Origin of the sequence: Piscinibacter gummiphilus (genome assembly GCF_002116905.1) — a bacterium.
In the GTDB taxonomy this organism is placed as follows: Bacteria; Pseudomonadota; Gammaproteobacteria; order Burkholderiales; family Burkholderiaceae_C; genus Rhizobacter; species Rhizobacter gummiphilus.
This window is the reverse complement of record NZ_CP015118.1, coordinates 196,080-211,025: the sequence shown is the minus strand read 5'-3', so window position 1 is coordinate 211,025 and position 14,946 is coordinate 196,080. Positions and strand designations below refer to the sequence as shown.

Here is a 14,946-nt window from a genome sequence, read left to right as displayed (position 1 = left end):
TTTTCAAGAGCTTTTTTTGTTTGCCTAGAATCTGTGCACTCGCCAGTCAGGCGCGCGTTGTTCATCGCGCCCTGGGCCGTGGAAAGCGCATGAGAACGGGCCAGCCACATGGCTGCCACAGAAATATCCGATCATGCGGGTAGGCGAGACGGAGGTCCGTTATGACGCCTACAGATGAACACGGCGTGCTCAGCGACGAAACTTGGATCGCCGCTGTTTCTGATGAGTTGATCAAGCTCGACAAGGGACTGGCCCTCGAGCACGCAGAGGACTTTGCCCGAGACCTCGCAAGCCGGGAAAGGTGGCGCCTGCTGGCCCCGTCGGTTGCAGCAAGAAAAGCGTTTGAGGGATAGCCTCCGGGGCGGAGTAGCAGGCACAAAATCCCTCTAAGGCGCGACGGGGGCTCCCACAACCGTTCGAGTCGGGCGATCACGGGACCCGCGAGGTGAGCCGCGACAAAACGCCCGTCCGGTCGGGAGCTCCGCGCTAGTGACCGGCTCAGTTCTTCGAACAGTAATTTCTGCTGCCCAGGCGCATGGGGAATAGCAGCGCGGCCTGGCAGGCATCGCCCGTTCGTGTTTCACGGTCGACTTGGCGACTGCGCTCAGCACACACGCCCGGCGTGTGAATCAGACTCACCGCGGTAGATCGAGCGTCACAACGTCGAATGGCAGCAGGGGCGGTGGCTCCTTCTGTCGGTCGAGCTGACCATTGACGACTAGCAGCCCGTCAGGCACCAGTGCGGCCGTAGTGGGATATCGCAAGCGGACGTCGTGCAAGCGCTGCGCGATCCGACCAGTGGCCCAATCCGTCGCGAGCTCCACCCGCGCCACTTCGGCCTCCTCGTTTCGCACCACAAACAACTCGCGGGCGCCGCGCAAAATCAGCCCGTCGCCATGCAGCAGCGTGCCTCCCTCCACGCGGACCTCGGTCACAGCGCGGCTGCGCACGTCGATGCGCCACAGCTGCCCGGTTGCCAGCTGGATCGCCAACAGCCACCGGCCATCGGGGGACGCGACGATTCCATTGAGGTTCACTTCGTTGGGACGGTACCGCACGGGCGTTGCATTGAGGTCCAGCCACGATTCAAGCGTCGGAACCGTGGCATTGAGGTCGACGCGATAGATAACGGGCCGGAAGGAGTCGGTCACGTACAGGTTGCCGCCAGACACCACGAGGTCGTTTAGGAAAGCCTGCTGTCCCGGGGGGACCTTCAGCACGAAGCGGGTGGTCGCGGTCGAGAGGTCCACCGCGGCGAGGGTACCGTTAGGCCCACTGGCAACCCACAGCCGGCCCCGTTCGTCGACCTTCATGCCGAAGGCGCTCTGTCGTCCTGGCGACCCGCCCGCCTGAAACATCTCGGCTTCCGTGCCACCGGCAACGAAGCGGTACAGGTGCCCTTCCCTCGTCGAACCGACGTAGCGATCGCCCGTGCGCGGGTCCACCGCAATGCCTTCCGGGAACACGTTGCTCCCGCGGAGCGTGGTGCGGGCCTTCACGACACCGTGCGAAGCGGGCTCGACGACACCGCACAGCACGCGGGCCCCCGAGTTGCCCGCGGGATCCGTGGTGTAGTCGTCGGCCTCGGCGTGGACCACCAGCGTGCGCCCCATGATCGAGGTCTTGCCGGGCTGCAGCGTGACGCCGCGCTTCACGGCGTGCGTGACGGCCCGGCCCGATCCGTCCGCCACCACGTTTGGCAGTTCACCGGCGTGCGCATGTTCGAGGGGGTCGTCCGGACGCCCGTGGTTTCGCGTGGCGGCGGGATCGAAGTGCCCACCGGCCGAGCCGAACGGCACGACCTGACCGGTGGCGGCGTCGGGGCCTGGGGCGCAAACACCGTTCGTGTGGACGTGGAAGCCATGCGGCCCCGCAGACAGCCCGTTGACGTCCAACTGGATGTGCACTGCACCGGTACCAGCTGATCCATCGACTTGATCGAGTCATCGGCAAGCGCGATGCTCCAAGCGTCGGACCACATCTGCCCCCCAAGTTGCCAGTCCAATCGTGCCTGAGCCGCTTTGCTTGGCGTGGAAGTCGGAATGACGGGACTTGAGAAAACCTCGTCCAACGAGCCCGCGCCGCCAGGCCGCCCAAACTTCGTGACGCGGGAATGGACTTCGTTTGCTAGCCATTCGGGCAGGGGCAAATTTTCCTCTGCACACATGCTGACAGCTTGAAGCAGCGCGAACGTGTCACCTGCCTGAAAGCGCGTTCTGAAGACATCGAGCAGTTGGTGCACTTGCCACAACGACATGCAGCGAACTGACTGTTTTCCGTGACCTAGGCGGAGGCCAGTACGGAAAAAATGGGCGGCTTTGCCCCAAGCGGGTTCCAAGGCAAACAAGTCCTGCTCAGCCTTGTCTCCCATATCGGCTAGCGAGGGAAGAAGGGCATCACTGCTAAGTCGCTTGAGGGTGGCCATGACGGACTGGTCGCGCTGGTAACTGCAGGGGGCGTCCGCCCCCAAGCTCCGGATCCACCTGGAAGACCGAGGGACTTGGTCTGCTTCACCGTGTTTGAAACTTTGTTCGTGTGGCTGTACGCCAGGAACGGCTGAATTTTGTTCTATGTTTGCAGTTTTGAATCTTTGTTCGGAAGAAACAGTGGCGCCCATGCCGTTCCGCTACCAGACCCTCCCCGTCACCACCTTCCACCAGAACTGCTCCATCGTCTGGTGCGACGAGACCCGCGAGGCCGCGGTCATCGACCCGGGCGGCGAGATCGACCGGCTGCTCGCGTTCGCCGAGGCCGAAGGCCTCGCGCTCAAGCAGATCTGGCTGACCCACGCGCACATCGACCACGCCGGTGGCACCGGCCAGCTCGCGCGCGAGCGCGGCCTGCCCATCACCGGGCCGCACGAGGGCGATCGGTTCTGGATCGACGGGCTGCCGCAGCAGAGCCGCATGTTCGGCTTCCCGCCGGCCGAGACCTTCGAGCCCGATCGCTGGCTCGTCGACGGCGACACGGTGACGGTGGGCCGCTGCACGCTGCAGGTGCGGCACTGCCCGGGCCACACGCCCGGGCACGTCGTGTTCTTCGAGCCCACGTCGCGCCGCGCGTTCGTGGGCGACGTGCTGTTCGCGGGCAGCATCGGCCGCACCGATTTCCCGCAGGGCGACTTCGACCAACTGATCGGCTCGATCACGCAGCGGCTGTGGCCGATGGGGGACGACGTGACCTTCATCCCGGGCCACGGCGACGAGAGCACCTTCGGCGAGGAACGCCGCTCGAACCCGTACGTGCGCGGCACCTGACGACACCGCGGGAAAACCCACCGGTCCGTTCGGCACATGGCATGCCGAACGCCCGTTCATGGGCGCTTCACCCCCTGTTGGGATAAACGGAACCCGCCGATCCGGCCGTGGCGTTCGCCATGGCCGCGGTTCCTTCTCCCCCAGCAGCACGAAGCCATTCACCATGAACGACCACACCCCCCAACCCGTCCGCCGCAGCCTGCTCAAGGGCACGGCCGCCCTGCCCTTCATCTCCGCGCTCGCCGCCCTGCACGCACGTGAAGCGATGGCCGCCGGCAACACCGTGCGCATCGCCAGCCCGTACGGCGACATCGCCCCGGTCAACGACCTCACCACCGGCCTGCCGCTGCTGAAGCTGCCCGCCGGCTTCTCGTACAAGAGCTTCGGCTGGACGGGCGACCTGATGACCAACGGCCACGCCTGCCCCGGCGCCCACGACGGCATGGCCGTGGTGCGCAGCCGCCGCGTCGGCCGCTCGACCGAGCTCGTGCTGGTCCGCAACCACGAACTGGGCGGCACCACGGGCTCCTCGTTCTTCGGCGCCCCGGCCGTCTACGACACCGGCACGTCCAGCAGCCAGTACTCGGCCGGCGGCAACACGAACGTCGTGTTCCGCGACGGCGAGTTCGTCAGCGTCTCCGCCAGCCTCGGCGGCACCCGCACGAACTGCGCCGGCGGCCCGACCCCCTGGGGCACCTGGCTGACCTGCGAGGAAGTGGGTTCCGACGCCGCCAGCACGCAGGGCCGCAAGCACGGCTACGTGTTCGAGGTGGCCGCCGACCCGGCCCAGACCAGCGCGCAGCCGATCGTCGGCATGGGCCGCTTCGCCCACGAGGCCGTCGCCGTCGACCCGGCCACCGGCATCGTCTACCAGAGCGAGGATTCGTCGGGCAAGTCCGGCTTCTACCGCTACATCCCGAACGTCACGCAGGGCGCGCTCGGCTCGCTCGTGCAGGGCGGCACGCTGCAGATGGCCAAGGTCGTCGGCCAGAACAACGTGAACGTCGCGCCGGCCCAGCTGGACCAGACCTACGCGCTCGAGTGGATCACCATCGCCGACCCGGACCAGAACCGCGGCAACGCCACGGGCCTCAACGGCCAGGTCATCACGTCGGCCGCGGGCCCGTTCGTGCAGGGCTGGCAGCAAGGCGGCCTGCGCATGAACCGCGGCGAAGGCATGTGGTACCACGCCGGCAAGATCTACCTCATGGACACGTCGGGCGGCACGGTGAATCTCGGCGCGATCTGGGAACTCGACCTGGCCACCCAGGTGATGACCTGCATCTACTCCACGTCCGGCGCCTCGGTGGGCAACATGGGCGACAACATCACGGTGAGCCCGCGCGGCGGCATCGTGATCTGCGAGGACGCGTCCAACGCCGCGAACGACGAGTTCGGCCTGGGCCAGCGCCTGATGGGCCTGAGCCCGAACGGTGACACGTTCATCTTCGCGAAGAACAACGTCAACCTGAGCGCGGCGCAGCTGACCGCCGCCGGCAAGAACACCGGCCTCGCCGGCAACCACGTCACGAACGAATTCGCCGGCGCCTGCTTCGACCCGACCGGCCGCTACCTCTTCGTGAACATCCAGACGCCGGGCATCACGTTCGCGATCACCGGCCCGTGGGCCAACGGCACGCTGTGATCCCCCTCCCCGCATTTCCAGGAAGCACCCTCATGAAACTCCGCCAACTCCTCGTTTCCCTCGCCGCCGCCCTCGCCACCGCCGGTGCCGCGCAGGCCGCCACGTTCGACGGCGCCACCGGCGCCGCCACCGTGACCTCGTACAGCGACGCGTCGAACCTGTGGTTCGACATCGACTTCACGAGCGCCGGCGCCGTGACGCTGAACTTCACCGTGGAAGCCGCCGACCTCACCGGCGGGCTGAACTTCAACAGCCTCGTGCGCAACCTCTCCGGCCTCGGCTTTGACCAGCTGGTGTTCTCGCTGTCGGGCGCCACGTTCTCGGCCCCGGGCACGCTCGCCACCGACGGCTTCCAGGCCATCGCCTCGCAAGGCTGGAACGCGCAGCAGCTGTGGGCGACCTTCTCGCCGGCGCTGACCACGGAGTTCTACGTGGGCGCCCCGCTCGGCACGGGCACCGACTGGACCCTGAGCCTGGCCGGCGCGCAAGTGGGCGACACGTTCGCCATCACGGCCGCCGTGCCGGAACCGGGCGCGGTCGCGATGCTGCTGGCCGGCTTCGGCGTGATGGGCGCGATGGCCCGCCGCCGCCGCAACGCGGCCTGATGGAAGTGTCCGGGCGCCGGGAGGCGCCCGGCTTCACTTCGCGGCCGCCATCGGCTCGAAGCGGCGCGGGGGCTTCTGCGCCCGCGCGTAGAGCGGCTGCACCTGCGGCAGCGCCGTCTGGATGTCCTTGATGCGGGTGGGCCCCGACGGGTGGGTCGACAGGAACTGCGGCGGCGCTCCCTTGCTGGCCACCGCCATCTTCTGCCACAGCGTCACGCCGGCCTTCGGGTCGTAGCCCGCGCGGGCGCTGAGGTCGATGCCGATCAGGTCGGCCTCGGACTCGTCCTCACGGCCGAAGCGCAGCGTGAGCAGCTGGCCGCCGAGGTCGGCGACCATGCGCCCGCCGCTGCCGAGGCCGAAGATGGCGGCGCCGATCTCGATGGCACCGCGCGTGGCCGCCGTCTTGCCCATGCGCTCGCGCGCGTGTTCACGCAGCGCGTGGGCCATCTCGTGGCCCATGATCATCGCGACCTCGTCGTCGTTGAGCTGCAGTTGCTGCAGGATGCCCGTGAAGAAGGCGATCTTGCCGCCGGGCATGCAGAAGGCGTTGACCTGCTTCGAGTTGAGCAGGTTCACCTCCCACTTCCATTCGCGCGCCCGCGGGTTCCACTCGTAGGTGTACGGGATGAGCCGCTGCGCGATGTACTGCAGGCGGGCCATCTGCGGGTCGCTCTCGGGCACGAGCGCGTTCTTGTCGCGGGCCTCGGCCTTGAGCTTGCCGTACTCCTGCAGCGCGGCCGTCTCGACCTGCTCGGCCGACACGAGCTTCGAGAACTGCGACTGGCTGCCCACGTCGACCCCCTCGCGCGCCAGCGCGGCGCCGGCCCCCGTGGCCAGCAGCGCGCCGGTGAAGAGGCGCCGCGCGTGGAACGCGCAGGTGCAGCCCGCGATGTGGCGGAAGCGGGTCAGGTCGAACTCGGCGGAATCGGTTGAAGAGGACATGGTGCGTGGACCCGTGCAGGGCTTCAGTGGTTCCAGGATAGGGCAGTCAGTCGTCGGCCAGCGGCGCGTCGGGGTCGACCTCGAGCGCCTCCACCGGGCGGCGCAACCACCCCAGCAGCAGCAACGCGGGCAAGGCCACCACGGTGGACACGAGGAAGAACACCGGCCAGCCGATGGTCTCCGCGAGCACCCCTGCCAGCGGCCCGACCCACACGCGGCCCACGGACGCGAACGCCGACAGCAGAGCGTACTGCGTCGCGGTGAAGCGCTGGTTGCACAGGCTCATCAGGAAGGCCACGAAGGCCGCGGTGCCCATGCCGCCGGACAGGTTCTCGAACGCGATCACCATCAGCAGCCCGCCGTCGACCGGCGTGGCCTGCGCGAGCGAGACGATCCCGAGGTCGAAGGCCGGGATCAGCAGCGACGGCATCACGCCCTTGCCGTTTTCGGCGAGCCACCAGAAGCCGAGGTTGCTCGCCATCTGCAGCACCCCGAACAGCATCAGCGACCGCCACAGGCCGAGCTTGAACATGAGCGCGCCGCCGAGCAGCGCACCCGCGATGGTGAGCCACAGGCCGATCAGCTTGTTGGCCACGCCGAACTCGGCCGGCGAAAACGCCATCGACTTGAGCAGGAACGGCGTCATCAGCGAGCCGGCGAAGGCGTCGCCCAGCTTGTAGAGCACGATGAACGCGAGGAAGGCGCCGGCGCCCGGCTGCGCGAAGTAGCTGCGCAGCCCGCCCAGCAGGGTCTCGAACCTCGCGGCACGGGCCGCCCAGGTGGCGAGCGGCAGCGTGAAGGCGATGCCGATCAGCAGCGTGAGCAGGTCCACCCACTTGGCCCGCAGCGCGGCCGACAGCGTGGTGGTGGACAGCCACGGGTCGAGCACCGCGGACGCCACCGGCCGCACCACGCCGTGGGCCACCCACGGGTTGGACGACGCCGCATCGCCGAGGCCCGCGCTCAGCAGGTAGCCCGCCGCGATGGCGAGCGCCACGCAGGCGAAGCCCGCGAGGTCGTGCGCAGCGACGCTGACGGGCTTCGGCGCGGTCACGAGGCGGGGCAGCGCCACCGCCGACATCACCGCGGCCGCCACCATCAGCCCGGCCATCACGCGGTAGACCTCGGGCCAGGTCCAGCCGCCGCCCTGCGTGGGATCGACCCAGATCAGCGCGACGCCGCCCGACAGGATCATCGCGAGGCGGTAGCCCAGCACGTTGAGCGACGAGCCGAGGCCGCGCTCGTGGGCGTGCAGCAAATCCGTGCGGTAGGCATCGATGACCACGTCCTGCGATGCCGACACGAACGCGACGAGCACGGCCAGCAGCGCGAAGGTGCGCGTGGCGTCCGATGGCGACGTGGCGGCCATGCACCACAGCGCGCCGGCCAGGCCCAGCTGCGTGAGCACGAGCCAGCCGCGGCGGCGGCCGAGCCACGGCAGCTCGAAGCGGTCCATCAGCGGGGCCCACAGGAACTTGAACGTGTAGGGCAGGCCCACGAGGCTCAGGAAACCGATGGTGGCGACGTCGATGCCCTCGCCGCTGAGCCAGGCCTGCATGGCCTGCCCGGTGAGCGCGAGCGGCAGGCCCGACGCGAAGCCGAGCACGGCGACCACGGCGAGGCGCCAGGCCACGAGCGCGCGGGACTGCATCGGGGGCATCGGGCGCCGGGCGGTCGTGTCGGTCATCGCCCGATTCTAGGAGGCGGCGCGGGGAGGCCCCGCGAACTCGATGCGTTCCCCCACCCAGCGCAGCAGGTCCACCCACATCTGCCGCATCTCCGCGTCGTTGGGCGTGCGGATCGCGCTCGGCAACTCGATGGTGACGACCGGCACGCCCTTGTGCACGCCGCCGTAGTGGCCGAGCGACCCGGGGAAGATGCCCACGCGATCGAGGTACAGGCGGCCCAGGCGCTGCGGCGGCACGTTCGGGCCGTCGTAGTCGAGCACCGCGTACGGCGCGTGGACGCTCACGATCAGGTCGGGCTTCCACGACGCCATGGTGTCCACGACGAAGCGGCTCTCGGGCTCGGACAGCGCCTTCGGCCCGGGGTAGCGGCGCTTGTCGCGGCGGGTGCGCTCGATCCAGTACTTCGCGGCCTCCTGGTCCCAGCGCGGCGTGGGGAAGTTGCGGTTGAGGTCCACGCCGCGGGCGTTGACCCGGGTGGGGCGGGCGAGCAGCAGGCCGTCGGGGTTCACGGCGGGCACGAAGCGCCAGTCCATGCCGGCCGGGGTTTCGCCGGCCCGGGCGATCCAGTGGAAGACGAGGCCCGACGACGAGAGTTCGTCACCGTGGATGCCGCCGATCACGAGCACCCGGCGGCGGCGCGGCGCCTCGACCCCCGGGATGGGGGGCACCAGCACGTCGCGCTGCCACAGCGGCCGCCCCTGGACCGAACGGGCACCCGACGGCTGCAGCGCCGCGTCGCGGCACAGCGCGGGCGTGACGTTCGGGAGGCGGCGCGCCAGGTCGGCGCAGGGGTCGGCCCGGGCCGCGCCCGCGGCAGACAGCAGGCACACCGCGAGAACCGTGACGAATCCGGCATTCATGGCCCGCGAGTGTAGGGGGGTGCGCCGGATTTCCACCTTCGCGGACAATGGCGGAATGATCCGCCCGACCCGCGTCCCGTCCACCAGCTTTTCACCCCAGGAGTTCCGACAGGCCCTGGGCATGTTCGCCACGGGGGTCACCGTGGTCACCGGCCGGGACGTCAACGGCACGGTCGTGGGCCTCACCGCGAACTCGTTCAACTCGGTGTCGATGGACCCGCCGCTCGTGCTGTGGAGCCTGTCGCGCCGTGCCGGCTCCATGCCGGTGTTCGCGCGCGGCTCGCACTACGCCATCCACATCCTCGCGGCCGAACAGGTGGAACTCGCCCAGCGCTTCGCCACGAAGGACATCGACCGCTTCGCGGGCCTCCCCTGGCGCGAAGGCGCGGGCGGCGTGCCGCTGCTGGAAGGCGCCGCCGCGCGCTTCGAGTGCTTCAACCGCAGCCAGTACGAGGAAGGCGACCACGTGATCTTCGTGGGCGAGGTGGAACACTGCGAGCGGCGCGAAGGCGCGCTGCCGCTGATCTTCCACGGCGGGCGGTACTACACCGAGCTGCCCATCTCCTGAACGGCGGCCGGCTCCGCCGGACCGTACCAGGAGCCCAGCGCGGCCAGCGGGAACGTCAGCGCCACGCTCAGCATGCTGCCGGAGTGTTCACGGCGCGCGCCGATGCCGCCGCTGCGTGCCACCTGGTGCAGCATCAGCCAGCGCAGGTTGTCGGCACCTTCGTCGGTGGTATCCCCCGACACCGCCGACGTGATGGGGCCGCCGTGATGCACGTCGATCAGCAGCAGCACCTGGCGCGATGCCGGCTGCGGCCGCACGCGCACCACGAGGGAATCGCCGGCTTCCAGCGCCAGCTCGATCGCGAGGTCGAGCAGCTGCTCGAGCACCGCGGGGTCCACCTGCACGCGGGCGGTGGTCTCGTCGGGCTGGCTCAGCGTGACACCACGGGCCGCGGCCGACGGCGACCACAGCGCGATGGCCCGCGACAGCGCGTCGCCCAGGTCGACGGCCTCGGCCGACTGCGTGCCATCGTGGCTCATCATGCGGGCCAACTGCTGGACCTGCAGCCCCAGGTTCTCGAGCCGGGCCAGTTCGGCGAGACCCGCTTCGAAATCATGCGGATCGCCGTTGCGCAGTTGATCCTGCAGCACGGCCAGCGAGGTGGCGAAGGCTTCCCCCACCTTGGCCAGCAGCTTCGGTGGTGCCTGGAGCACCGGAGGCCGGGCGACGGAGGGCCGCCAGGCGGGGGCCGGGGCGGGTGCACCGTCGGAGAGCCACATGGGATCGGGCGACGGCACGGAGGTCTGCGGGCGGGTCTGGATCGGCATGAGGGTCTCCTCGCTGACCCGGATCATGCTATGCCCGGCCCGCAAACGCGTCCACCCCGCCGATCGAGTGGTTGAAATCCGGCCGGGTGGCGGCATCTGCCAAAACAATGCAGTTTCCGGACCCTGCCATGCACGTCGCCTGCCCCCATTGCCTCACCACCAACCGTGTCCCCGACGAACGCCTGGGCGAGTCGCCCGTGTGCGGCCGCTGCGGCGAGGCGCTGCTGCCCGACACCCCGGTGGAACTGGACGACTCGAACTTCGACGCCTTCGTCGCGCGCAGCGAACTGCCCGTGGTGGTCGACTTCTGGGCCACCTGGTGCGGCCCGTGCCGCCAGATGGCGCCGCAGTTCGAGGCCGCCGCACGCGAGCTGAAAGGCCGCGCGGTGCTCGTGAAGGTGGACAGCGACGCGAGCCCTCGCACCGCCGGACGCTTCGGCATCCGCAGCATCCCCACGCTCGTGAAGCTGGACAAGGGCCAGGAGGTCAAGCGGCAGCCGGGGGCGACGGGAGCGGCGCAGATCGTGGCGTGGTCGACGCGCTGACGAAGCGGGGGAGCATCACTGCCCACTTTCTCGCGTGAGAAAGTGGGTCGGCTGCCGGGCCGAGACCCGGCGCGGCCTCTCCCGAAGAGAACACTCCACGCCAGAACACTCGATGCCACGCACGCTCAACGCCCCCAGTGGGTCCCGGCCTTCGCCGGGATGACGAGTGTTTCAAGGTCGTCTCGCTTTTCCCCGGACAGCAGTGGGCCTCCGCCGGGATGACATCGCTTCTTTTCAGTTCTTCTCCGGGTGCGGCAGGATGTCCATCAGGTGCCACGTGTTCCGCCAGAACAGCGGCCGCCGGTACCCGTAGACCCACGGCTGCGTGAGGTCCGTGTAGAGCCGGTGCACCGCGAACTTGTACGGCATGTAGGCCACCAGCAGCTTCTTCGCCTCCTCGAACGCGGCGAGGCGTTCCGGCCCGTCGGGCAGGTGGTCGATCTTGCGGTACAGCTCGTCGAACTTCTCGAGCTTGAATCGACCGAGGTTCGACCCGCCGGCGCCGGGCCCATAGGCGTTCTGCAGCGCGTCCTGCCCGTCCGGGGTGGTGGACGACGAGCCCAGCTGCCACACCATCAGCTTGCCGGCCCGCGCGTTCTTGAGTTGCTCGGGCCACTTGCGGATCTGGAACTCGAGCCGGATGTTGAGCGCGTCGAGGTTCTTCTTCCACAGCTCGTCCATCTGGCGCGAGATCTGTTCCGGCGTGGTGGCGTACTTGATCACGAGCGGCTTGCCGTCGGGCAGGTCGCGCCAGCCGTCGCCGTCCTTGTCGACATAGCCGTACAGGTCGAGCAGCGCCTTCGCCTTCGCGAGGTTGTACTCACCGTTCTCGGACTTGAAGGCCGGGTCGTAGCCGTAGGTGTGCGGCGCGACGCCCGCCTGCGCGGGAATGGCCTGGCCGCGGCGCAGGAGACTGATCTCGCGCTCGACGTCGGTGCCGAGCGAGATCGCGCGGCGCAGCGCCACCTTCTCCGGCGTGTAGCCGCCCACCACCGGGTCTTCCATGTTGAAGAAGAAGAACGTGACGTCTGACGCGAGCCCGCGCGACATGCGGATGCCACGCTTCGCGAGGTTCGGCGCGAGCTTGCCGTTGGGCACCGCGATGTTCGTGAATTCGAGCGGCACGCCCGAGATGTCGAACTCGTTGTTGAGGAAGGCGAGCCAGCGTGGCTGCCCTTCCTCGACGATGCTGACCTCGACGCGGTCGATCATCGGCAGCCGGCGGCCCTTGAGCTTCGCGAGGATCTCCTGGCCCTCGGCGTCGTCGGCGGCGGGCTCGGCGTCGTAGAACACCTCGCGGTAGTTCGGGTTGCGCTCGAACACCATCAGCGAGCTGCGCCGCCACTGCACGAGCCGGTACGGGCCGGTGCCCACCGGGTGTTCCATGATGCGGTCGCCGTAGGCCTCGATCACCTCGCGTGCCATGGCCGGCATCTCGGTGAGCATGTAGAGGAACCGCGGGCGCGGGTTCTCGAGCCGGATCTGCAGCGTGTAGCGGTCGAGCGCGCGCAGGCCCTCGATGGGGCGGTCGTAGTCGAACGGCTTCTTCGCCTTCTGCGCGGCCTCCCGCAGTCCCTCCACGCCCGCGATGCGCTCCTCGCTCCAGCCCGTGTAGTGCGGGCTGTTGAGGGCCGGGTCGAAGAAGCGCTTGATCGAGTAGACGAAGTCCGCGGCGACCAGTTCGCGCTTCTTCCCCTTGAACGCCGCGTCGTCGGCGAAGAAGGTGCCGGGCCGGATGCGGACGGTCCAGGTGCGGTAGTCGTCCGAGATCTCGGGCATCGCGGCCGCCACCGCCGGCTTGATCTTGAACGGGCGGGCCAGGTGGTCGTACTGGTACAGCGAGTCGAACATGTGCGAGATCGCGATGTTCGAGTACAGGTCGCTCACCTGCGCGAAGTCGAAGCCGGTCTCGGGGGCGGGGAACGCGTAGCGCAGCACCTTCTGCGGCGTGGCTGCCGGCGACTGAGCGAAAGCCAACAGCGGAACGGCCAGGCAGGCCGCAGCGAGGCGCCGAACGAAGGAAGGCCAGTGGTTCATGGTTCCCAGTCTAGTGTCGTCCGCGGATTAGACCGTAGACTCACACCGCATTCACGAACCCGCCCGAGGTTTCCACCGCATGACGGCCTACCTGCTGAGACGACTCTGGCAAATGATCCCGACCCTGGTCGGTGTCGTGCTGCTGGTGTTTTTCCTGTTCAAGTACTTCGGGGGCGACCCGGCCGAGATCCTCGCCGGCCAGAACGCCTCGGCCGAGGTGGTGCAGTCCATCCGCACCCAGCTGGGGCTCGACCAGCCCGTCTGGGTGCAGCTGTGGATCTTCGTCAAGCAGGTGGTCACCTTCGACTGGGGCCTGAGCTGGACCACGAAGGAGCCGGTGTCGGCGATGTTCGCCAACCGCCTGCCGGCCACGCTCACCGTGATGGTGCCCATCTTCATCCTCGAGGTGGTGCTCGCGATCCCGCTCGCGCTCGGGGTCGCCTACCTGCGCGGCTCGCTCACCGACCGCACCGTGATGATCGTCACCACGGTGGCGCTGTCCATCTCGTTCCTGGTCTACGTGATCGTCGGCCAGTACGTCTTCGCGTTCCGCCTCGGCTGGTTCCCGGTGCAGGGCTGGAGCGACTCGACGTGGACCAACCTGGTGCGCTTCGCCCCGCTGCCGGTGCTGCTCGCGGTGTTCGTGTCGCTGTCGCCCACCACCCGCGTGTACCGCTCGTTCTTCCTCGACGAGATGGACCACGACTACGTGCGCACCGCACGCGCCAAGGGCCTCACCGAGAAGCGCATCCTCTTCAGCCACGTCACGCGGAACGCGATGATCCCCATCCTGACCGGCATCGGCGGCGCCCTGCCCGGCGTGTTCCTCGGCTCGTTCCTGATCGAGGTGTTCTTCTCGATCCCCGGTCTCGGCCGCGAGGTGCTGGGGGCGGTGAACCGCAGCGACTTCCCCGTGATCCAGGCCGTGACCGTGTACCTCGCGATCATCACGATGGTGGTGAACCTGCTGACCGACGTGCTCTACAAGGTCGCCGATCCGCGGGTGGTGCTCAAATGACGGCCCCCGTCGAGGGGATCTGGGGCTCCGCGTGGAAGCGCCTGCGGCGCGACCGCGTGGGCATGGTGTCGCTCGTGATCGTGGCCCTGTTCGGCGTGATGGTGCTGCTGGCGGCCCTGGGCCTCGTGGCCGCGGACTGGCAGCGCGAACGCGGCGTGGCCAACGCGCCGCCCACCTTCATGGGGCCGGCCACCGCCACCGAGTCGTCCGGCATCGCGCCCCCCACGGGCCCGAACGTCGACCTGAGCGACGTCGACCCGCTCGCGCCCCGCTACAAGGAATGGGCCGAGCGCGCCGCGCAGTTCGAGCACGCGGACGTCGAGCGCGCCGCCACGCTGCCGTTCGGTGCCGACCGCCTGGGCCGCGACGTGCTCGCGAAGGCGGTGCAGGGCGCGAAGATCTCGGTGTTCGTGGGCGTGCTGGCCGCGGTGGTGGCGACGGCCATCGGCACCGTGCTCGGCGCGCTCGCGGGTTTCTTCGGCGGCAAGGTGGGCGACTTCCTCGAGTGGGTCTACAACGTCTTCACGTCCATCCCGGGCATCCTGCTGATCTTCGCGTTCGCCGCGGTGGCCGGGCGCGGCATGCACTCGGTGGTGCTGATCCTCGGGCTCGCCGGGTGGACCGGCATCTACCGCCTCGTGCGCGCCGAGTTCCTCAAGCACTCCGTGCGCGAGTACGTGCGCGCGGCCGAGGCCATCGGCGCCAGCACCACCTCTCGCATGTTCCGCCACATCCTGCCGAACATCAGCCACGTGCTGCTCGTGCAGCTGTCGGTGCACGTGGTGGGTTTCATCAAGGCCGAGGTGATCCTGTCGTACCTCGGGCTGGGCGTGGCGGTGGACGAGGTGAGCTGGGGCACGATGCTGTCCGAGGCCCAGAGCGAGCTGATCCTCGGCCACTGGTGGCAGCTGGCCGCTGCGACGATCTTCATGGCGGTGTTCGTCACCGCGTTCTCGCTGTTCACCGATGCGCTGCGGGACGCGCTCGATCCCAAACTTCGTGGACTGGAATGAC

The 14,946-nt window shown here is 68.8% G+C and carries 13 protein-coding genes; 7 read left to right on the top strand and 6 right to left on the bottom strand.

Annotation, left to right across the window (positions count from 1 at the left end):
• Positions 1-635 precede the first annotated feature (635 nt).
• The gene (locus A4W93_RS00915; RefSeq protein ID WP_085748820.1) at positions 636-1,907 is read right to left on the bottom strand and encodes a superoxide dismutase family protein; all 1,272 of its coding nucleotides are present in this window, start codon (positions 1,905-1,907) and stop codon (positions 636-638) included.
• Between the two features lie 708 nt (positions 1,908-2,615).
• On the opposite strand from A4W93_RS00915, the gene A4W93_RS00910 reads away from it, so the two are divergent.
• The 3 genes from A4W93_RS00910 (at position 2,616) to A4W93_RS30600 (ending at position 5,507) form a co-directional block, all read left to right on the top strand.
• Entirely contained in the window at positions 2,616-3,257 is a 642-nt protein-coding gene (locus tag A4W93_RS00910) for an MBL fold metallo-hydrolase (RefSeq protein ID WP_085748819.1), read from the top strand.
• A gap of 163 nt (positions 3,258-3,420) precedes the next feature.
• A complete protein-coding gene (locus A4W93_RS00905) occupies positions 3,421-4,902 on the top strand; it encodes a PhoX family protein (RefSeq protein WP_085748818.1) in 1,482 nt (493 codons plus the stop codon).
• A 32-nt stretch (positions 4,903-4,934) separates the two neighbouring features.
• Entirely contained in the window at positions 4,935-5,507 is a 573-nt protein-coding gene (locus tag A4W93_RS30600) for a PEP-CTERM sorting domain-containing protein (RefSeq protein ID WP_085748817.1), read from the top strand.
• 33 nt (positions 5,508-5,540) lie between these two features.
• Here A4W93_RS30600 and A4W93_RS00895 read toward each other — a convergent pair whose 3' ends face one another.
• From A4W93_RS00895 to A4W93_RS00885, 3 genes are read right to left on the bottom strand one after another with little or no spacing between them, the layout of a single operon-like run.
• The gene (locus A4W93_RS00895) at positions 5,541-6,449 is read right to left on the bottom strand and encodes a M48 family metallopeptidase (protein ID WP_085748816.1); all 909 of its coding nucleotides are present in this window, start codon (positions 6,447-6,449) and stop codon (positions 5,541-5,543) included.
• A gap of 46 nt (positions 6,450-6,495) precedes the next feature.
• The gene (locus A4W93_RS00890) at positions 6,496-8,136 is read right to left on the bottom strand and encodes an AmpG family muropeptide MFS transporter (RefSeq protein WP_237357657.1); all 1,641 of its coding nucleotides are present in this window, start codon (positions 8,134-8,136) and stop codon (positions 6,496-6,498) included.
• Positions 8,137-8,145: 9 nt separating this feature from the next.
• Entirely contained in the window at positions 8,146-8,997 is an 852-nt protein-coding gene (locus tag A4W93_RS00885; protein ID WP_085748815.1) for a M14 family zinc carboxypeptidase, read from the bottom strand.
• Positions 8,998-9,052: 55 nt separating this feature from the next.
• Between A4W93_RS00885 and A4W93_RS00880 the strand changes: the two genes are divergently transcribed.
• The gene (locus A4W93_RS00880) at positions 9,053-9,565 is read left to right on the top strand and encodes a flavin reductase family protein (RefSeq protein WP_085748814.1); all 513 of its coding nucleotides are present in this window, start codon (positions 9,053-9,055) and stop codon (positions 9,563-9,565) included.
• Here the strand turns inward: A4W93_RS00880 and A4W93_RS00875 are convergent.
• On the bottom strand, positions 9,541-10,332 hold the full coding sequence (locus tag A4W93_RS00875; RefSeq protein WP_085748813.1) for an ATP-binding protein: 792 nt from the start codon (positions 10,330-10,332) through the stop codon (positions 9,541-9,543). The two genes, A4W93_RS00880 and A4W93_RS00875, sit on opposite strands and share 25 nt — an antisense overlap.
• A gap of 128 nt (positions 10,333-10,460) precedes the next feature.
• Here A4W93_RS00875 and trxC point away from each other — a divergent pair, with 128 nt between their 5' ends.
• Positions 10,461-10,877 carry a thioredoxin TrxC gene (gene trxC, locus A4W93_RS00870; RefSeq protein ID WP_085748812.1) on the top strand — a complete coding sequence of 139 codons (417 nt, stop codon included), beginning with the start codon at positions 10,461-10,463 and terminating at the stop codon, positions 10,875-10,877.
• Positions 10,878-11,111: 234 nt separating this feature from the next.
• Here the strand turns inward: trxC and A4W93_RS00865 are convergent, their stop codons facing one another.
• Positions 11,112-12,914 carry an ABC transporter substrate-binding protein gene (locus A4W93_RS00865; RefSeq protein WP_085748811.1) on the bottom strand — a complete coding sequence of 601 codons (1,803 nt, stop codon included), beginning with the start codon at positions 12,912-12,914 and terminating at the stop codon, positions 11,112-11,114.
• A gap of 79 nt (positions 12,915-12,993) precedes the next feature.
• Here A4W93_RS00865 and A4W93_RS00860 point away from each other — a divergent pair, with 79 nt between their 5' ends.
• Both A4W93_RS00860 and A4W93_RS00855 read left to right on the top strand, forming a co-directional pair.
• On the top strand, positions 12,994-13,932 hold the full coding sequence (locus tag A4W93_RS00860) for an ABC transporter permease (protein ID WP_085748810.1): 939 nt from the start codon (positions 12,994-12,996) through the stop codon (positions 13,930-13,932).
• Complete coding sequence (locus tag A4W93_RS00855; RefSeq protein ID WP_085748809.1) at positions 13,929-14,945, top strand: ABC transporter permease; 1,017 nt, start codon at positions 13,929-13,931, stop codon at positions 14,943-14,945. Before A4W93_RS00860 ends, A4W93_RS00855 begins: the two co-directional genes overlap by 4 nt.
• Position 14,946 lies beyond the last annotated feature (1 nt).

Excerpts from the sequence above, each read along its gene's own strand:
- A4W93_RS00890 (WP_237357657.1), bottom strand. The coding sequence starts at position 8,136 with ATGACCGACACGACCGCCCGGCGCCCGATGCCCCCGATGCAGTCCCGC.
- A4W93_RS30600 (WP_085748817.1), top strand. The coding sequence starts at position 4,935 with ATGAAACTCCGCCAACTCCTCGTTTCCCTCGCCGCCGCCCTCGCCACC.
- A4W93_RS00895 (WP_085748816.1), bottom strand. The coding sequence starts at position 6,449 with ATGTCCTCTTCAACCGATTCCGCCGAGTTCGACCTGACCCGCTTCCGC.
- A4W93_RS00880 (WP_085748814.1), top strand. The coding sequence starts at position 9,053 with ATGATCCGCCCGACCCGCGTCCCGTCCACCAGCTTTTCACCCCAGGAG.
- A4W93_RS00905 (WP_085748818.1), top strand. The coding sequence starts at position 3,421 with ATGAACGACCACACCCCCCAACCCGTCCGCCGCAGCCTGCTCAAGGGC.
- A4W93_RS00855 (WP_085748809.1), top strand. The coding sequence starts at position 13,929 with ATGACGGCCCCCGTCGAGGGGATCTGGGGCTCCGCGTGGAAGCGCCTG.
- A4W93_RS00910 (WP_085748819.1), top strand. The coding sequence starts at position 2,616 with ATGCCGTTCCGCTACCAGACCCTCCCCGTCACCACCTTCCACCAGAAC.
- A4W93_RS00865 (WP_085748811.1), bottom strand. The coding sequence starts at position 12,914 with ATGAACCACTGGCCTTCCTTCGTTCGGCGCCTCGCTGCGGCCTGCCTG.
- trxC (WP_085748812.1), top strand. The coding sequence starts at position 10,461 with ATGCACGTCGCCTGCCCCCATTGCCTCACCACCAACCGTGTCCCCGAC.
- A4W93_RS00875 (WP_085748813.1), bottom strand. The coding sequence starts at position 10,332 with ATGCCGATCCAGACCCGCCCGCAGACCTCCGTGCCGTCGCCCGATCCC.
- A4W93_RS00885 (WP_085748815.1), bottom strand. The coding sequence starts at position 8,997 with ATGAATGCCGGATTCGTCACGGTTCTCGCGGTGTGCCTGCTGTCTGCC.
- A4W93_RS00860 (WP_085748810.1), top strand. The coding sequence starts at position 12,994 with ATGACGGCCTACCTGCTGAGACGACTCTGGCAAATGATCCCGACCCTG.